This is a genomic window from Microbacterium sp. SORGH_AS_0421 (assembly GCF_030818635.1).
In the GTDB taxonomy this organism is placed as follows: Bacteria; Actinomycetota; Actinomycetes; order Actinomycetales; family Microbacteriaceae; genus Microbacterium.
In genome coordinates this window covers 1,435,075-1,452,202 of record NZ_JAUTAO010000001.1, presented here as the reverse complement: position 1 = coordinate 1,452,202, position 17,128 = coordinate 1,435,075, and the positions used below count along the sequence as shown (strand labels likewise).

13 protein-coding genes and 3 pseudogenes are annotated in these 17,128 nt (G+C 69.7%); 6 read left to right on the top strand and 10 right to left on the bottom strand.

Features of this window, described 5'->3' with window-relative positions; all coding sequences use genetic code 11:
• Nucleotides 1-71: 71 nt before the first annotated feature.
• Nucleotides 72-2,306 carry a DEAD/DEAH box helicase gene (locus QE416_RS06870; protein ID WP_307314691.1) on the bottom strand — a complete coding sequence of 745 codons (2,235 nt, stop codon included), beginning with the start codon at nucleotides 2,304-2,306 and terminating at the stop codon, nucleotides 72-74.
• Nucleotides 2,307-2,694: 388 nt separating this feature from the next.
• Here QE416_RS06870 and QE416_RS16490 point away from each other — a divergent pair.
• The 3 genes and pseudogenes from QE416_RS16490 to QE416_RS06860 form a co-directional block, all read left to right on the top strand.
• Nucleotides 2,695-3,328: pseudogene (locus QE416_RS16490) on the top strand (antibiotic biosynthesis monooxygenase).
• On the top strand, nucleotides 3,325-4,230 hold the full coding sequence (locus QE416_RS16485) for an aldose 1-epimerase family protein (RefSeq protein ID WP_369358086.1): 906 nt from the start codon (nucleotides 3,325-3,327) through the stop codon (nucleotides 4,228-4,230). The pseudogene QE416_RS16490 and the gene QE416_RS16485 overlap by 4 nt, the downstream one beginning before the upstream one ends.
• Before the next feature lie 241 nt (nucleotides 4,231-4,471).
• A pseudogene (locus QE416_RS06860) lies at nucleotides 4,472-5,095 on the top strand (DUF998 domain-containing protein); the annotation flags it as partial.
• Nucleotides 5,096-5,414: 319 nt separating this feature from the next.
• Here the strand turns inward: QE416_RS06860 and QE416_RS06855 are convergent.
• The 6 genes from QE416_RS06855 to QE416_RS06830 form a co-directional block, all read right to left on the bottom strand.
• On the bottom strand, nucleotides 5,415-8,576 hold the full coding sequence (locus tag QE416_RS06855; protein ID WP_307314686.1) for an efflux RND transporter permease subunit: 3,162 nt from the start codon (nucleotides 8,574-8,576) through the stop codon (nucleotides 5,415-5,417).
• 84 nt (nucleotides 8,577-8,660) lie between these two features.
• On the bottom strand, nucleotides 8,661-9,026 hold the full coding sequence (gene crcB, locus QE416_RS06850) for a fluoride efflux transporter CrcB (protein ID WP_307314683.1): 366 nt from the start codon (nucleotides 9,024-9,026) through the stop codon (nucleotides 8,661-8,663).
• On the bottom strand, nucleotides 9,023-9,385 hold the full coding sequence (locus tag QE416_RS06845; RefSeq protein ID WP_210072754.1) for a CrcB family protein: 363 nt from the start codon (nucleotides 9,383-9,385) through the stop codon (nucleotides 9,023-9,025). The genes crcB and QE416_RS06845 overlap by 4 nt, the downstream gene beginning before the upstream one ends.
• Before the next feature lie 37 nt (nucleotides 9,386-9,422).
• On the bottom strand, nucleotides 9,423-10,481 hold the full coding sequence (locus QE416_RS06840) for a hypothetical protein (RefSeq protein WP_307314681.1): 1,059 nt from the start codon (nucleotides 10,479-10,481) through the stop codon (nucleotides 9,423-9,425).
• A 73-nt stretch (nucleotides 10,482-10,554) separates the two neighbouring features.
• Entirely contained in the window at nucleotides 10,555-11,520 is a 966-nt protein-coding gene (locus QE416_RS06835; protein ID WP_307314680.1) for a DNA topoisomerase IB, read from the bottom strand.
• Between the two features lie 4 nt (nucleotides 11,521-11,524).
• The gene (locus QE416_RS06830) at nucleotides 11,525-11,782 is read right to left on the bottom strand and encodes a Rho termination factor N-terminal domain-containing protein (RefSeq protein WP_307314677.1); all 258 of its coding nucleotides are present in this window, start codon (nucleotides 11,780-11,782) and stop codon (nucleotides 11,525-11,527) included.
• A 201-nt stretch (nucleotides 11,783-11,983) separates the two neighbouring features.
• Here QE416_RS06830 and QE416_RS06825 point away from each other — a divergent pair, with 201 nt between their 5' ends.
• Complete coding sequence (locus QE416_RS06825) at nucleotides 11,984-12,829, top strand: DUF4097 family beta strand repeat-containing protein (RefSeq protein ID WP_210072483.1); 846 nt, start codon at nucleotides 11,984-11,986, stop codon at nucleotides 12,827-12,829.
• A pseudogene (locus QE416_RS06820) lies at nucleotides 12,829-13,435 on the top strand (PadR family transcriptional regulator). The gene QE416_RS06825 and the pseudogene QE416_RS06820 overlap by 1 nt, the downstream one beginning before the upstream one ends.
• A 4-nt stretch (nucleotides 13,436-13,439) precedes the next feature.
• Here the strand turns inward: QE416_RS06820 and QE416_RS06815 are convergent.
• Entirely contained in the window at nucleotides 13,440-13,955 is a 516-nt protein-coding gene (locus tag QE416_RS06815) for a universal stress protein (protein ID WP_210072485.1), read from the bottom strand.
• 163 nt (nucleotides 13,956-14,118) lie between these two features.
• On the opposite strand from QE416_RS06815, the gene QE416_RS06810 reads away from it, so the two are divergent.
• Nucleotides 14,119-14,301, top strand: a complete 183-nt coding sequence (locus QE416_RS06810) for a DUF3073 domain-containing protein (protein WP_056225789.1) — start codon at nucleotides 14,119-14,121, stop codon at nucleotides 14,299-14,301.
• A 131-nt stretch (nucleotides 14,302-14,432) separates the two neighbouring features.
• Here QE416_RS06810 and QE416_RS06805 read toward each other — a convergent pair whose 3' ends face one another.
• Together QE416_RS06805 and purF are read right to left on the bottom strand one after the other, a co-directional pair.
• Nucleotides 14,433-15,650: a CynX/NimT family MFS transporter gene (locus QE416_RS06805; protein ID WP_307314672.1), complete on the bottom strand. Its 1,218-nt coding sequence runs from the start codon at nucleotides 15,648-15,650 to the stop codon at nucleotides 14,433-14,435.
• Nucleotides 15,647-17,125, bottom strand: coding sequence for an amidophosphoribosyltransferase (gene purF, locus QE416_RS06800; RefSeq protein ID WP_307314669.1), 1,479 nt, complete (start codon nucleotides 17,123-17,125; stop codon nucleotides 15,647-15,649). Before purF ends, QE416_RS06805 begins: the two co-directional genes overlap by 4 nt.
• Between the last annotated feature and the right edge of the window lie 3 nt (nucleotides 17,126-17,128).

The window sequence follows — 17,128 nt, the reverse complement described above, 5'->3', positions numbered from 1 at the left end:
TCGCGGTCCCGGCATCCCGAGGATGCACGAAGCCCCCGTCGCTGAACGTGACGGGGGCTTCGAGCGACGGGTTACGCGTCGACGTTCGAGAGCTGACGACCCGAGAGCTCCTCGAGCACGTCGTCACCGAGCGCGGTCTCTTCGAAGGGAGCCTGGATCTCGGCGCGGTCGAGCAGCTCGGTCATCCGACGGCGACGCTGACGCGTGATCAGCGTGACCACCGTGCCGGCGCGACCCGCGCGGCCGGTGCGGCCCGAGCGGTGCAGGTACGTCTTGTACTCGTCGGGAGCGTCGGCCTGGATGACCAGGTCGATGTCGTCGACGTGGATGCCGCGAGCGGCGACATCGGTGGCGACGAGCACGTTGACGCGACCCGAGGTGAGCTTCTCGAGGTTGCGCGTGCGCTTCTGCTGGTTGAGGTCGCCGTGCAGAGCGACCGCGGCGATGCCGGCGTCGTCGAACTGCTCGGCGAGCATCTCGGCGTAGGCACGGGTGCGGGCGAACACGAGGGTCTTGCCCTCGCGGTCGACGAGCGAGTCGAGGATCTGCGCCTTGTCGCGGTGCTCGATGACGAGGACGCGGTGTTCGATGGTGCTCGAGTCCTGGTCCTCGCCGGCGACCTCGTAGACGGCCGGCTCGACGAGGAACTCGTCGACCAGGGCCGCGACCTCGCGGTCGAGGGTGGCCGAGAAGAGAAGCTTCTGGCTACCCTTCTTGGTCGCACGGAGGATCCGCTGCACGGGCTCGAGGAAGCCGAGCTCACACATGTGATCCGCCTCGTCGAGGACGGCGATCTGCACCTGCGAGAGGTCGAGCTTGCCCTGGTTCAGCAGGTCTTCGATGCGGCCCGGGGTGCCGATGACGATGTCGACGCCCTTCTTGAGCGCACCGACCTGACGCGCCTGGGGCACGCCGCCGTAGACCTGGGTGGTGAACAGGCCCACGCTGCGCGCGAGCACCTGCACGGTGCGGTCGATCTGCAGGGCGAGCTCGCGCGTGGGAGCGAGGATGATCGCCTTGGGGGCGCGTCCGAACTCGCGACGCTGACCCGCCTGCGAGCGCAGGATGCTCTCGACCAGCGGCGCACCGAAGGCGATCGTCTTGCCCGAGCCGGTGCGGCCGCGGGCGAGGACGTCGCGTCCTTCGAGGATCGGGGCGACCGTGGCCGCCTGGATCGGGAAGGGGCTCGCTGCGCCGAGACCGGCGAGGGCGCGGACGAGATTGTCGCCGAGACCCAGCTCGGCGAAGCCTGCGCCGGTGACCGTGGCGGCATCCACGGCCTCGGCCTGCAGGCGCTCGTGCACCACGTCGACGCGCTGCTCGTGCTCCGCGGAGCGCTTCGGAGTGCTGTTCCAATCGCTGCGGCTCGGGCCGTCGTTGCGACGCGGGCGGTCGTCGAACGAGCGTGCCGGGCGGTCGTTGCGGTCGAACGAACGAGCTGGGCGGTCGCTGCGGTCGAACGAACGAGCCGGGCGGTCGTCGCGATCGAACGAACGCGCCGGACGGTCGCTCCGGTCGAACGAACGAGCCGGACGGTCGTTGCGATCGAACGAACGGACCGGACGGTCGCCGGCGTCACGACGGGGACGCTCATCACGGTCGAACGAACGCGCGGGACGATCGTTCCGGTCAAACGAACGAGCCGGACGGTCGTTGCGATCGAACGAACGGACCGGACGGTCGCCGACGTCCCGACGGGGACGCTCATCACGGTCGAACGAACGCGCGGGACGATCGTTCCGGTCAAACGAACGAGCCGGACGGTCGTTGCGATCGAACGAACGGGCGGGACGGTCGCCGACGTCCCGACGGGGACGCTCGTCACGGTCGAACGAGCGAGCCGGGCGGTCGCTCCGGTCGAACGAACGAGCCGGGCGGTCGTCGCGATCGAACGAACGCGCCGGACGATCGTTCCGATCGAACGAACGAGCCGGACGGTCGTCGCGATCGAACGAACGCGCGGGACGGTCGCCGGCGTCACGACGGGGCCGCTCGTCACGGTCGAACGAACGTGCGGGACGATCGTTGCGGTCGAACGACCGGGCGGGCCGATCGTCGCGTGCCGACGAGCGGATGTTGCGGGCCTCGGCACGGCCGGCGCGGTCGGCGGCGTTCCAGCGGCCCTTGTCGGGGGTCGCCTCGGCCTCGGGACGGTACCCGCGGTGGTTGGGGCTCTTGCTCCCGGGCTTGGCGGGACCCTCTGCACCGGGACGACGCTTGCGGTCCTGGAACGAGGTCTTCGCGCCGTAGCGGGGCTCGAAGTTCTTGGCGGCGCGGCCGCCGGCGGGCTTCTTGTTCTTGGGCATGGAAAAACTTCCTGGGTTCTGTTCGCGCGAAACAGCGACACCGCTCGTGGCGGTGCGATACCCGGACTCTCGTCGGCCGGGGGCCAATTCACTAGTGATGGTCGAGGCCGCGATCGCGTCCTGTCCATCGGCCCCTTGGACTCACAAACCCATCCGCGCGTCACGCACGGTGTCCAGAGCCGACCACACCACGTTACCGGTCGCGCCTGGGAATGGCATCCACGTTCCCGCCCTCGGGCACCAGAACAGGAGGATGCCGCCTCAACAGGCCGATCCGGCGGCGAACGGCTGTTCCGTCGCAGCCCTTGCTCTCGATCGCCGTGCGCGGCACCGGACCCTCCGACGGGTTCGGGGATCTCGGCCGCCGGACCTGCACGAAGATAGACGCATGGCAGACACCGACGCCCACCCCATCACGGTGGCGATCGAGCGGCGCATCGACCCGACGCGCACCGCCGAAGCGACCTCCTGGATGCAGGCCGGCACCGACCTCGCGACCACTTTCCCGGGCTTCCTCGGCTCGGGGTGGGTGCGCGCGGGTGAAGACAGCGACCTCTGGTACATGCTGTACCGCTTCCGCGACATCACGACGCTCGAGGAGTGGGAGAGCTCGACGCAGCGCCAGTGGTGGCTCGACTCGGGGCGCCCCTTCGCGCGCGAAGAGCGCAGCGAACGACGCACCGGGATCGAGGGCTGGTTCGACGCCCCGCACGGCTCGATCCTCGAGGCGGCGACAGTGACCGAGGCCGGAACCCAACCGATCCACCAACCGGTGCCGGCGGCTCCCCCGCGGTGGAAGCAGGCCGTGACGATCTGGGTCGGGTTCTTCCCGACGAATCTGGCGGCGTCGTGGCTACTGGGGGTTCGTCCCCGGGTTCGCCGAGATCCCCCTCGTCCTGCGCGTGCTCGCCACCACCCTCATGCTCACTCCCGTCATGACCTACGCGGTCCTCCCGTGGGTCACCCGCATGCTGCAGCCCTGGCTGCAGCGTCCGCGCCGATCGCGAAAGGCCACGTCATGACCGCCGACCCCACCGGATTCCGCTTCCGCCTCCGCGGCGAGCACTCCTCCGCCGAGATCGCTCAGGTGGGTGCCGCGCTTCGCGCGCTGACGGTCGACGGCGTCGACCTCGTGCCGCGCTACCCCGACGACCTGCCCACGCCCGCGGCATCCGGAGTCGTCCTCGTCCCGTGGCCGAACCGCATCCGCGACGGTAAGTACTCCTTCGACGGCGAGGACCAGCAGCTCGCGATCAGCGAGCCGAAGTTCGGCAACGCCAGTCACGGCCTTTTGCGCTTCGGGACCTATCACGCCCTCGAGCACAGCGACGAGCAGCTCGTGCTCGGCGCCGAGGTGGTGCCGCAGACCGGCTATCCCTTCCACCTGCGCACGCGGGTCGCGTACACCCTTCGCGCCGACGGTCTGCACGTGAGCCACGTCATCGAGAACGTCGGGTCGAAGGCCGCCCCCGTCGCCCTGGGCGTGCACCCGTACCTCCACATCGGCGGCGTTCCGACGGAGGATCTGGTGGTGCGATCGACCGGCACGACCACGCTCGTCCTCGACGACCGCAACATCCCCGTCGACGAGGTGCCGGTCGATGCCGCCACCGACCTGCGCGAGGGTCGCCGTCTCGGCGATGCCTCGCTCGACAACGGCTATCGCGGATTGGAGCGGGATGCCGACGGCCGGGCGCACCACACCCTCACCGCTCCCGACGGTCGGTGCGTGCAGCTGTGGCAGGATGACGGGTTCCGCTGGGCGCAGGTGTTCACGACCGATCGCTACCCCGGGCAGTCCCTCGCGGTGGCGATCGAGCCGATGACGGCTCCGGCGAACGCTTTCGCGACCGGGACGGACCTGGAGCGACTCGAACCGGGCGCGAAATTGACCAGGGAATGGGGCATTTCCTACCGCGCGTAAGGCGGTCTTGTCCCCCAAATGGGGGACAAGAAATTGGGCATATGACCTGGGAATTTCCCAGACAAGCCCTTTCCTGAAAAGGCGGCGCGAACGATACCATGTGCCCTGACGGTTTCCGTCAAGGCCGGGGGAGGCAAAGGACCAAGGTTTCTCCTGGCTCATTGCCCGAATGAGCCGACGGGGGCCGAGGGTCCCGCGGTGTGGGGGGATCTTCGTTCCGTCCTGAGGAAAGATCCCCCACATGAGCAACGCGCTCCGCTCCGTTGTCCCCTTTTCGCTCCCGGTGCCGCGTCTGGGCACTCTCGCGCGCCGCCTGGACGCGATCCCGACGATGCACGTCGGCGGGGCGGCCCTGATCGTCCTCGTCAGCGGACTGCTGCTGTCGATCGCCACGACGAGCGACCCTCTGTGGTGGCAGTTGCACTTCAGCCAGCTGGGGATTTTCGGCGACCTCTCGAGCGCATTCTTCAACACCACGCTCAAGGTCAGCGGAATGATCGTCGTGGTCTTCGCCTTCCGCGTCCGTCGCGATGTGCGACGCGTGGGTCGCGGTCCCGTCCGTCGGGGCGCTGCGACGGTGGCCTTTGTCTGCCTGAATGTCGTGGGCGTCAATCTCGCTCTCGTGGGCTGCATTCCTCTGAACACCGACAAAGACCTTCACGACAAGGTCGCGGGCTCGATGGTCCTGGGATTCCTGGCCCTGCTGCTGAGCGCGCCGTTCCTCTTCCACCGTCTCGGCAAGCGGATGGCGATCGGCACGGGGATCGCGACCGTCTGGCTGGTCGTCTCGATCACGCTGTTCGTGTCGGCGACCATCAACCTGGCCCTGTTCGAGACCATCTCGTGCGCGGCGATGTTCGCGTGGTCGGGCATGTTCACCCAGATCCTCGCGTCGGCGGCGACGGCGGCCACGTCGAAGCCGACAGCGCAGACCCCCGCCGAGGTGCACCACGCCCCCCGCCGGCGCCGTCGCCTGCCGCTCGCCCGGCCGACGGCCACCCGTCGACCCGCGCGCTCGGCGGCGCAGCGCGCCCCCCGTGTCGCACCCGCTCACCCCGTCGAGGGCTCGTCGCTCCGCCCCGATCGCGCGTCGACGCCCACCCCGACCGGTGACCGGCGACACCTCGGGATGAGCACCGCGAGAGGGACGGGACGCCGGGTGCCGGCATCCCGCCCGTTCCGCGTCAGTGCTTCTCGCGCAGTTCTCGGCGGCTCAGGGGGTGCCCGTCGTCGGCCGTCGGCTCGACGCGCCCTGCCTCTCGCGCCGCCCGCCGATCACGGCGCCTCTCGCTCGCTCCTTCGATGAGGTTGTAGAGCGTCGGCAGCACCAGCAGCGTCAGGAACGTCGACGACACGAGCCCGCCGATCACCACGACCGCCAGCGGCTGCGAGATGAATCCGCCGTGACCGGTGATCCCCAGGGCCATCGGCACGAGGGCGAAGATCGCCGCGAGGGCCGTCATCAGGATGGGACGCAGGCGTCGGGCGCCTCCCACGACCGTCGCCTCGAAGACGCTGAGACCGCGGGCCCGGTACTGGTTCACGAGGTCGATGAGCACGATCGCGTTGGTCACCACGATGCCGACGAGCATCAGCGCACCGATCATGCCCGCGACCCCGAGCGGGACACCCGTGATCAACAGCATGAGGATCGCTCCGGTCGCCGCGAACGGCACCGACACGAGCAGCTCGAGCGGCTGGCGCAGCGACTTGAAGGTCGCGACCATCACCACGTAGACGATGAGGATCGCCGCGAGCAGCGCGAGGCCGAGCTGACTGAACGCGTCACGCTGGTCGGTGACCGAACCACCGACCTTCGCCGTGGCCCCCTGCGGCAGGGAGGTGTCGGTGAGGGCGGCGGTGACGCTGGCCGACGAACTGCCCAGGTCGTCGGTCGTCGGCGTCACCGTGATCGTGGCCGTGCGCAGCCCGCGCGAGGTCGAGATCGACGGCGGGGTCTGGCTCTGCTCGACGGCGGCGATCTCGTCGAGGCGGACGTTGCCGCGCGCGCTCGGGATCTCGAGGGCGCGCAGGTCGTCGATGGTCTTCGGTGGGTTGGCGGTGGCGACGTACACGGTCACCCCGCGTCCGTCGAGTTCTACCGTGCCGGCCTGCCGCGGCTGCTGCGTCGCCGAGACGAGCGCACCCACGGCGCGTTCGGACAGCCCGCGCTCGGAGGCCGCGTCGCGGTCGACGCGCACGGAGACGAAGGGGAGGGATGCCGAGAGGCTGCTGGTGACCTGACCGATGCCGTCGCGCCCCTGCAGACCCGCGACCACGGCATCGCTCGCCTGCTGCAGCGACTGTCCGTCGGCGGCGGAGACGTCGACGGTGATGCCGGCCGAGCCGAGTCCGCCGCCGGAGGCCGCGACCTCGATCTCGCCCGCGTCGGGAAGCGCCTCGAGTTCGGTGCGGACGCGGTCGCGGAGCTCGACCTGGTCGACGCCCGATTCGGAGGTGATCGAGTACGTGATGCCCGAGCCTCCGCCCGAGAAGGCGTCGCGCAACGCCGACCCGCTCGAGCCGATCGAGGTCTGCACCGTCTGCACGCCGTCGGTGTCGAGCAGAACGGCCTCGACCTTCTGGGCCGCCGCGTCCTCGGCATCCAGGCTCGGGGCGGAGCCGATCTTCTGAGTGACGGTGAAGGTGTTCTGACCGGAGTCGCCGAGGAAGTCCGTCTTGAGCAGGGGGACGGACGCGAGCGTCCCGCCGAGCACGAGCACGGCCAGAGCGAGGGTGACCCACGAGTGCTTCAGCGTCCAGCGCAGCACCGGAACGTAGGCCTTCTGCAAGCGCGAGGGCGGCGCGGTCGGCGACTCGGGGTCGATCGGATTCCCCTCGGCGTCGCGGATGACCTTTCCGGGCTTCAGGAACCACGACGCCAGCACGGGCACGATGGTGAGCGACACGAGCAGCGAGGCCGCCATGGCGATCGTAACGGTCAGCGAGAACGGCCGGAAGAGTTCTCCCGTCACGTCCCCCACGAAGGCGATGGGGAGGAACACTGCAACGGAGGTGATGGTGGATGCCGTGATGGCGGCCGCCACCTCGCGCACCGCGCGCACGATCGTGGGGATCTTGTCGGCGTCACCGACGTAATGGCGCTTGATGTTCTCGATCACCACGATCGAGTCGTCGACGACGCGGCCGATCGCGATCGTGAGCGCGCCGAGCGTCAGGATGTTCAGCGAGTACCCGAAGGCCTGCAGCCCGACGAAGGTGATGAGGACGCTGGTGGGGATCGAGATCGCCGTCACGAGCGTCGACCGCACCGACATGAGGAAGATGAGGATCACCACGACGGCGAAGACGAGACCGAGAAGCCCCTCTTGCGCGAGGGCCTCGATCGACTGCTGGACGAACGGCGCCTGGTCGAAGACGACCGTGAACTTCGCGCCCTGACCGAGCTGCGATTCGAGACCCGGGAGCGCATCGAGAACGCCACGCGAGACGTCGACGGTGTTCGCGGCCGGGAGCTTCGTGACGGCGATGGTCAGGGCCGGCTGCCCGTCGACGCGCGACAGCGTGGTCACGGGGCCGGGCTCGAGGGCGACCGTGGCGACATCACTGATCTTCGTCTGCCCCGCCTGGAACTGGGCGGCGTCGGTGGGCACGAGCGGGAGGGCGGAGATCTCGTCGACGCTGGTCAGCTTCGACCCGGTCTGCACGGTGAGGGTCTGGTCGCCCTCGGTCAGGGAGCCGCCCGGGAAGAGCATGCCGTTGGCACCGAGGGCGTCGGTGATCGCCTGCTGGCTGAAGCCGCGCTCGGCGAGCTTGGCGGTGTCGGGGGTGATCGTGACCCGCTGGGCCGTGCCGCCGACGATCTGCGCGCCGTTCACGCCCGCGACGTCTTCGAGGTCGGGCACGATGCTCGTCTGGAGGATGGACTGCGTCGCCTCGGCGTCGGTGAATCCCGTGACGGCGAGCTGGATGACGGGGAAGTCGTCGATGCTGGCCGACGCGACGGTGGTGTCGGCGGAGTCGGGCAGCTGGTCCTTGATGCGAGCGATCGCGGCGAGGATCTTCTGCTGCGCCCCCGCGAGGTCGGTGCCGTAGGTGAATTTGACCGAGACGATCGACGAGTTCGTCGTGCTCGTCGCGGTGCTCGATTCGAGCCCCTCGACACCGCGGATGGCGTTCTCGATCGGGGTCGAGACATCGGTCTCGACGACCTCGGGCGACGCCCCCGGGTAGGTCGTGACGACGGCGAGCTGCGGGAACTCGATCGAGGGGATGAGCTCCTGCTTGAGGCTGGTGAGCGCGAGCCCGCCGAAGATCGCCGCGACGATCGTGACGAGGGCGATGAGGGCGCGGTTCTTCAGGCTCAGGACGGCCAGGTACGACACGGGGGACCCTCCGGGTAAGTCCGATACAGGAATGTATCGAAGCTCAGTATCCCATGCGCTCCGGACGGTCGGACCGCGCGGGGCTCACAGCGCCGAGCCGATCGAGAGGCCGAGAGCCGCCGCGATCACCGACCCGACGAAGGACGCCACCGCATAGGTCACCGATGCCCGCGTCCGGCCCTCTTCCGCCAGGAGAGCGGTCGTCACCGCCACCGCGCTGAAGGTCGTGTATCCCCCCAGCAGACCGGTTCCCACGATCCAGCGCCATGCTTCGTCCACGGGCAGAGGACTCAGGATGCCGAGAGCCAGGGCGCCCGTGAGGTTCACCGCGAGGATGCCCCAGGGAAAGCGCTCCCCCGTCCGCCGCCGCACCGCCACGTCGAGGAGGTACCGCAGTGCGGCGCCGACGCCGCCGGCGAGCGCGACGACCAGGAAGAGCAGCGGTGTCATCGAGGTGCCCCTCCGCGTCCGAGGAGCACTCCGCCCCAGGCCGCCACCGTCCCCGCGATCACTGTCGCCACGCCCCACCACAGCAGCGCGAGATCAGCCGACTCGACCGCGAGGGAGCTGTAGGTCGTGAACCCGCCGAGGATGCCGGTGCCGATGAACAGCTGCACCCGCTGCGCGCGCGAGGATTCCGGCATCCGGGCCCGCCATCCGTACAGGACGCCGATCGCGAACGCACCGACCACGTTGATGACCGGCACGAGGGCGGGGCCCAGGTCTTCGCCGAACGCGAGGGTGAGTCCGGCGCGTGCGGCGGTGCCGATCGCGCCACCCACGGCGACCAGGCCGACGTCGCGCCACATGCTCACCGCGCCACCTTACGCCCGCGTTCGCGCCGCGTCAGCGCCGTCCGGTCATATCAGCCCACTGCTGCGGCTTCTTCGCCTTCAGCCACGCGGTGAGGTCGGGAAAGTCGTCGGAGACGCTCATGGCCTCGAACAGCGTGCGCCCCCGCGCGTCCTCGCCCCTCAGCCGACCGGCCGAAAGCGGAACGAGCGACGCGATCTCGGACGCCGGGACGACCCGCGCGCGACGCAGCCCCGCGCGAACGACCAGGTGGTCGTCGAAGCCGAGGATGCGCGCGCGCCCGACCGAGAGGGCCCAGACGAAGATGATCGCGCCGAGAACGCCGAGGGTGCCCAGCCACACGGTGACCCCGATGGCGGCGAGCGGGCCGCCCCGGACGATCTCGCCCACGGCGAGGACGACGGCTCCCGCCAGGAAGACCAGACCGGTGCCGCGCGCGATCAGATGCTGCGAGGGGGCGCGCTCGACGACGAAGAGGGGCGGAGGGACGCCGTCGTCCGTCGACGCATCGCCGTCTTCTTCCACAACGGGCTGAGATTCGCGCCCCGGCCGGTTCTCGATGCGTCGTTGCCGGATGAGATACCCCACCACCCCGAGCACCCCCGCCGCTGCGACGCCCGCGAGCCAGGGGATGTTCATCAGGAAGGCCGCGGGGATGAACAACAGCGAATACGTGAAGACCGCCAGAACCGCCGTCTCTGTTTGGCGGCGCTTCTTCCAGGTCGCTCTCCAATCGATCCGCGCGTCCCTCTTGGACATCGCCCGAGCCGCCGCGAGTAGCTGCGGATCCGCGGCCGCGCGAGCGACCTCGTCGTCGGACCATTCGCGGCGCTGCCACCCGCGCGGCTCCGCCGACCCCTGCATGGCGGCGCGGAGCAGGTTGCGGAAGGCGTCGTCCTGCCGGAGTCCTCGCCGGAGCGTTCCCTGCGTGGCACTGGTGGGCCGGAAGAGCTCCTGCGCACCGGGGACGACCTCGTACAGAGCGCACGCTTGCGGGGTCAGGAGGCCGTACAGACGCGTGGGAGATCGGTGCGGGTCTTCGACGCCGTCCTTGCGGCGGGATGCATCCGAGCGCGAGAGATCGCCCTTCACCCGTCGATCCTTTCAGCGCGGCGGCGTTCGACGCCGGAGTGTTCGGGCGGTTCGACCCCGCTGAGAGGCGGACTCACTCGCCGAGGATGAGCCGCCGGATCGCGGCATCCTTCGACCCGCCCAGTTCCATCGTGCGCCCCTTGCGGTACAGCGAGAACACGCGCGGGTCGATGTAGCTCGCCTTGGCGACGGCCGGGGTGTTGCCCAGCGCTTCGGCGGTGGCGCGGACCGCCGCGACCTCGGCTTTCTTGCGCTCGTTCTTGCCGCCCGTGGCGCCCACCTGGGCGAGCGACTCCGCCGCGAGGATGGTTCCGCGCAGCGTCCGGAAGTCCTTGGCGCTGAAAGGCCCTCCCGTGAGCGAGCGTACGTAGCCGTTGACGTCCCCGGGAGTGAGCGGTACGCGCCGGCGCCCGCGCGTGTAGCTGAGCAGCGCCGCCCGCGATCGCCCCAGGGCGAGTTCTTCGACGATGGATGCCAGCTCCGCATCGCGCAGTGAGAGCTCGGCGCGCTTGCCGCTCTTGGCGGGGAACGACAGGCGGATCAGGTCGCCCTCGACCGTGGCATCCCGTCTCTGCAGGGTCGTCAGCCCGCGACTGCCGTTGGTGACGAAGTAGCGCGCGTTGCCGACGCGCGGAGCGACGAGGTCGAGGAATCGGAAGGACACCGCCAGCACCCGCTCGCGGTCCGCCTCGGCTCGACGGAGCGACTGGGTCACCCGCGACCGCGCTCGCGGCAGCGACTCGGCGAGTTGGAGGGCTCGGGCGAACTTGCCCTTGTCCTGACGCTTCGACCAGTCGGCGTGGTAGGTGTACTGGCGACGGCCGGCCTCATCGGTGCCGACGGCCTGGATATGCGCGTTCGGCTCACGGGCGATCCATACCTCACGCCACGCGGGAGGGATCACCAGACCCCGGGCACGCTCGGCGTCGCGCTCGGGGACGGACTCGCCCGTGTGGTCGACGAATCGAAACCCCGAACCGGAGCGCACCCGGCGGTAACCGGGATCTTCGTAGGGGCGGACGCGGACGAGTCGGGCCATCGCGTCAGTGGGTGCGGAGCATGTCGATGAGCTCCGCCTTCTTCTTGCCGGAGTACCCGGTGAGACCGAGTTCTTTCGCACGCTTCCTCAACTCCGCGACGGTGCGGTCCTCGTAGTTCTCGGCGTGACCGCCCTTCTCGCCGACCTTGTCGCGACCCCGCGCGGCGGCGGAGTTCGAGATGCGCGCGGCCTTCTCTTTCGAGTCGCCCTGCTTGCGGAGCTCCTCGTACAGATCCGGGTCTTTCAGGCTGCCCTGCGGCATGGCCGTCTCCTTCCGTTGCGCTTCCCGACGCTACGACCGGGGGCCTTCCGGCGCGCTCGGGGTTGACATCGCGCCCGAGCATCAACCGGCGATGCACCGGGAAGCTTCCGTTCCCTCGCGCCTCGGGTCCCGGTTGACGAACTCGCGATATATCGCGATACTCGAAACAACGCGATATATCGCGAGTGAGGAGAACCTGCCATGGAGAAGTGGATCATCCACCCCGGCGAGACGCGCGTCATCGACATCGACTCGCTGCGTGAACTCAAAGTCGGCCTCGTCGGCGGACAGATCGACGTCATCGCGCACGATGAGCCCGACGCCCGCATCGAGGTGCACGGCGTCACGGTCAAAGACCTGCGCATCGAGATGGTCGACGGCCGCCTCGAGATCGACCACCCGCAGCTACGGTGGGACAACTTCCTCGAGGTCTTCCGCAACTTCGGATCCGGCGGCCCCAAGGCCGAGGTGAGCGTCGCGGTGCCGCGCACGGTCGCCCTCACCCTCGGCGTCGTGAGCGCGAGCGCGCTCGTCTCGGGTCTGCGCACCGACGTACGGCTCAACACCGTGTCGGGCGACATCATCGTCGACGGCCTGCGGGGCGATGTCAGCCTCAACGCCGTCTCGGGCGACGTGCAGGTGCGCGAGCTCGAGGGCGCGCTCAGCGCCAACAGCGTCTCAGGAGACGTCGCGGCCACCGGCCGCATCACGAAGGCCTCGATCGACACCGTCTCGGGCGCCATGCTCGTCGACTCGAGCGGGCCCACCCAGTCGATCACCCTCAACTCCGTCAACGGCACGGCGACCATCCGCCTCGACCGGTCCCTGCCCGCGAACTACGTCTCGCGGTCGGTGAGCGGGCGCGTGCAGATCGACGGCCACGTGCGCTCCGGCTCCGGCCCGACGAACTACACCGGCTCGACCGGCACCCTCGCGGGCTCGTTCGTCGACGTGCGCGCCAACACCGTCTCGGGCGAGATCACCGTGCTGCGCCGCGGCATCTCGGGCCTGCGTCCCGAGGAACTCGCCGGAGAGGAGGAGTGGTGATGAGTCCCGTCTTCTCGCACGGCGACCTGCGCCTGTACATCCTCAGTCTGCTCGACGAGTCCCCGCGGCACGGCTACGACCTCATGCAGGCCCTGTCGGAGCGCACGGGCGGCACGTACTCCCCGTCTGCCGGCACCATCTACCCCCGGCTCTCGAAGCTGGAGGAAGAGGGACTGGTCACCAAGACCGTCGACGGCCGCAAGACCGTCTACGAGATCACCGATGCCGGCCACGCAGAAGTCGCAGCACGCTCGGGCGACCTCGAGGGCATCCAGGCCGGTCTCGCCGACAGCGTCCGCCTGATCGCCGACGAGGTGCGCGGCAGTGTGCGCGACGCCCATGCGGAGCCTGCGCGCCGACCTGGCCGCCGCCTCACGCGACGAACGCGAGCAGGCACAGGCGACCCCGGCCGACGACGCGCGATCGCGCAGCCGCGAGCAGCTGTCGCGCGCCGATGCCGCGATCAACGAGTTCCGCGGGCGCGTGCGCTCCGAGCTGCGGGCGCACGTCGCACGCGGCGGGGAGCTCGCGGCATCCGGAGTCGACGACATCGAGTCGGCGCTGGGCCAGGCCTCCGAAGCCGTCGCGCGGGCGATGCGCGGCTAGAGCGTCACTCCCACGGCAACTCGTCCTCGGGGCCGACCGATTCTCCCTGCGGGATGACGAGAACCGGTCGGCGCTGCCGGTGGCTCAGGCGCGCGGCGACGGAGCCGGTGAGGAACTCGCGTAAGGACTCACCGAGGCCGCGCTTTCGCGTTCCGACCACGATCAGCGAGGCGTCGTTCTCATCGGCGAGCTGGATCAGCGCCAGCGCCGGGTCTCCGATGAGCTGGCGCACGGTCCAGGTGACGGAGCTGCCGGCCAGCACCTCGGCCGTCATGCGGCGCACCTCGTCGAGGGCGGCTTTGGCCGCAGCCCCGGCGACATCGACGGTGGACGAGTGCACGTAGCCGTCGGGATCCTCGAAGGCCACGAAGCGCGTCGTATCGACGTGGGCGACGACCAGCTCGGCGTGAGCGAGAGCTGCGTAGTGGGCTGCCTCGCGCACGATGCGGGCGGACTGCCCGGGTACGACGCCTGCGATCACCATTCCATTGCCGGTGCTCGCGCGGGGCTGGTCGGTCATGACGGCTCCTCTCGACGACGGCGATGGACCCGGCGGCCGCCGCTCGACGGCTCGGCCGGAATACGCCGTGATATCCTGGCTGTTACTCTTACCGGCTCGGTCCGGAACCGCAATACGCAGGGCCCACAGTCGGCCCTCGACGTCGATCGTGAGGGGGTCTCGCATGGGGCGTGGCCGTCAGAAGGCGAAGAACACCAAGATCGCCCGTGAGCTGAAGTACGACACCTATTCGGTGAACTACTCCGCTCTCGAGCGCGAACTGGGTGCACCCGCTCCGGGTGAAGACGCGTACGTCGACAAGTGGGCCGACCAGTACAGCGACGAATACGATAACGAGAAGGCCTGACACCTTCCCGCGCGTTCTCGTACCGCTCGTACCTCGGTGCCACGGTCGTGTGATCGTCGTACCCGCAGAACACATACGCCGAAGGGCGGCGACCTTCCCGTCGCCGCCCTTCGCTCGTGTCCGTAGGGCCTCTACCAGCTCAGGCCGGTCCGGCGTTCCCACGCCTCCTCGATGCTCTCGCGCCGCACCATGATGATCGCCGCCGGAACGACGAGCAGGAGCGCGACTCCGATGAGCGCGAGCCCCGCCGTCCACCCGCCGGTGAACTCGTGGGTCACCCCGATCGCCAGGGGCATGAGAGCAGCGAAGCCGTACCCCACGCTCTGCACGAAGCCGCTCAACGCGACGGTGGTCTCGTGGGAGCGCGTACGAAGCCCGAACAGCACCAGCGCCAGCGGGAACATCAGCGGCGGGATGCCGATCAACACCACCCACAGCACCGTCGCCGCCGCGGGTGCCACCAGCAGGCCGATGACCCCCGCCAATCCGCCCGCGACGGCGACCACATAGAACGGGGTCGTCCGGCCCAGCCTCGCCACGAGCAGGGGCACCAGCAACGACACCGGCAGCCCCATGAACGAGAAGAGCGCGAGCAGTCCGCCGGCTTCCGCGGCATCCACTCCGGCGACATCGATGAGCAGGGGCGGCATCCACGCGAACATCGCGTAGGCGACCGACGAGTTGACGCCGAAGGTGATCACGAGGGCCCACGCCTGCGGCACCCGCACGATCCGCGACAGCACGGCAGCCCGCGGCTCGTCCAGCGCATCGCGCCGCGACGCCCGGGCGCGCAGACTCAGCGCGATCCACGGGGCGACGGCGGCCAGGGCCACCACGGCCCAGGTCACGAACGAGCCGCGCCACCCCACCGCGTCGGCCAAGGGCACCGCGACCAGCGGCGGCGTGAACGTCGCGACCGCCATCGCCGTGCTGTAGACGGTGGTCATGAGGCCGATGCGCTCGGGGAAGTACTTCTTCACCACCGTGGGGATCAGCACATTCGCCACGCCCACCGCGGCGAACACTCCCGCCGTCGCGCCCAGCAGCGACCACGCGTCGACCGCGGCTGCGCGCAGAGCCAGCATGGCCGCGGCGGTGACTGCGGCGATCAGCACCGAGCGCTCGAGGCCGAGGCGGCGCTCGATCGCCGGGGTGACCATGCCGGCCAGAGCGAACGCCACGGGCGGAGCCATGCCGATCAGCCCCACGACGGCCGCCGGGAGGGAGAACTCCTCGCCGATGCGCGTCAGCAGCGGCGAGAGCGAGGCGACCGCGATCCGCAGCGTCAGTGCGAGCAGCACGACGGCGGTCGCGGCGAGGGCGATGGTTCCCGCGCGACGGCGGGTCAAGACTCCTGGCTGCCCTCGACCCAGGCGAGATACTCGTCCGACACCGTGCCCGTGACGTAACGCCCGTCGAAGCAGCTCATGTCGAGGTCGACCAGGTCGGTGCCCTCCATGATCGCCGCTTTGAGGTCGTCGACCTCCTGGTACACCAGATAGTCGCAGCCGAGCTCCTGGGCGATCTCGGGGATCGTGCGGCCGTGCGCGACGAGCTCGTGGCGCGAGGGCATGTTGATGCCGTACACGTGGGGGTAGCGCACCGGCGGGGCGGCCGAGGCGAACGTCACGCTCTTGGCCCCGGCATCCCGAGCCATCTGGATGATCTCGCGGCTGGTGGTGCCGCGCACGATCGAGTCGTCGACCAGCAGCACGTTCTTGCCCTGGAACTCCGTCGACATGGCGTTGAGCTTCTGGCGCACGCTCTTCTTGCGCACCGCCTGGCCGGGCATGATGAACGTGCGGCCGACGTAGCGGTTCTTGTAGAAGCCCTCGCGGTACTCGATGCCGAGCTTGCGGGCCACCTGCATCGCCGCGGGACGCGCCGAGTCGGGGATCGGCATGACCACGTCGATGGCCCCCGCGGGGGTGTACTTCGCGACCGTGTCGGCCAGACGCTCGCCCATGCGCAGACGCGTCTCGTAGACCGAGACGCCGTTCATGACCGAGTCGGGGCGGGCGAGGTAGACGTACTCGAACGAGCACGGTGCGAGCACGGTGTTCCGGGCGCACTGCTGCGCGTGGAGCGTGCCGTCGAGGGTGATGAACACGGCCTCGCCGGGCTCGACGTCGCGCACGATCTCGAAGCCGGCGTTCTCGAGCACGAGCGACTCGGACGCCACGATGTACTCGTCGCGCGGCTCACCGCCGGGCACCTGCGCTGCGGGACGCTTGCCGAGGATGAGGGGACGGATGCCGAACGGGTCGCGGAACGCGAGAAGCCCGTAACCGGCGATGAGGGCGATCGAGGCGTACGAGCCCTCGACCCGCTCGTGCACGCGTCCGACCGCGCGGAAGACCTGCGCGGAGGGGTCGAGATCGGGGCCGGTGATCTCGGACTGCAGCTCGGAGCCGAGGATGTTCACGAGCAGCTCGGTGTCGCTGCTGGTGTTGAGGTGACGGCGGTCCTTGTGGAAGAGCTCGGTCGTCAGCTCGCGCGTGTTCGTGAGGTTGCCGTTGTGCACGAGCACGATGCCGTAGGGCGCGTTGACGTAGAAGGGCTGCGCCTCTTCTTCGTTCGACGCGGTGCCCTTGGTGGCGTAGCGCACGTGTCCCAGACCGATGTCGCCGAGCAGGGCGCGCATGTCGCGCGTGCGGAAGGCCTCGCGCACCTGTCCGCGGGCCTTGTGGATGTGGAAGACGCCGCTGGACTCGGCCGTGGCCATGCCCGTGGAGTCCTGCCCTCGGTGCTGGAGGAGCAGGAGCGCGTCGTAGATCTCCTGGTTGACCGGGCCCTGCCCGGCCATGCCGACGATGCCGCACATGGG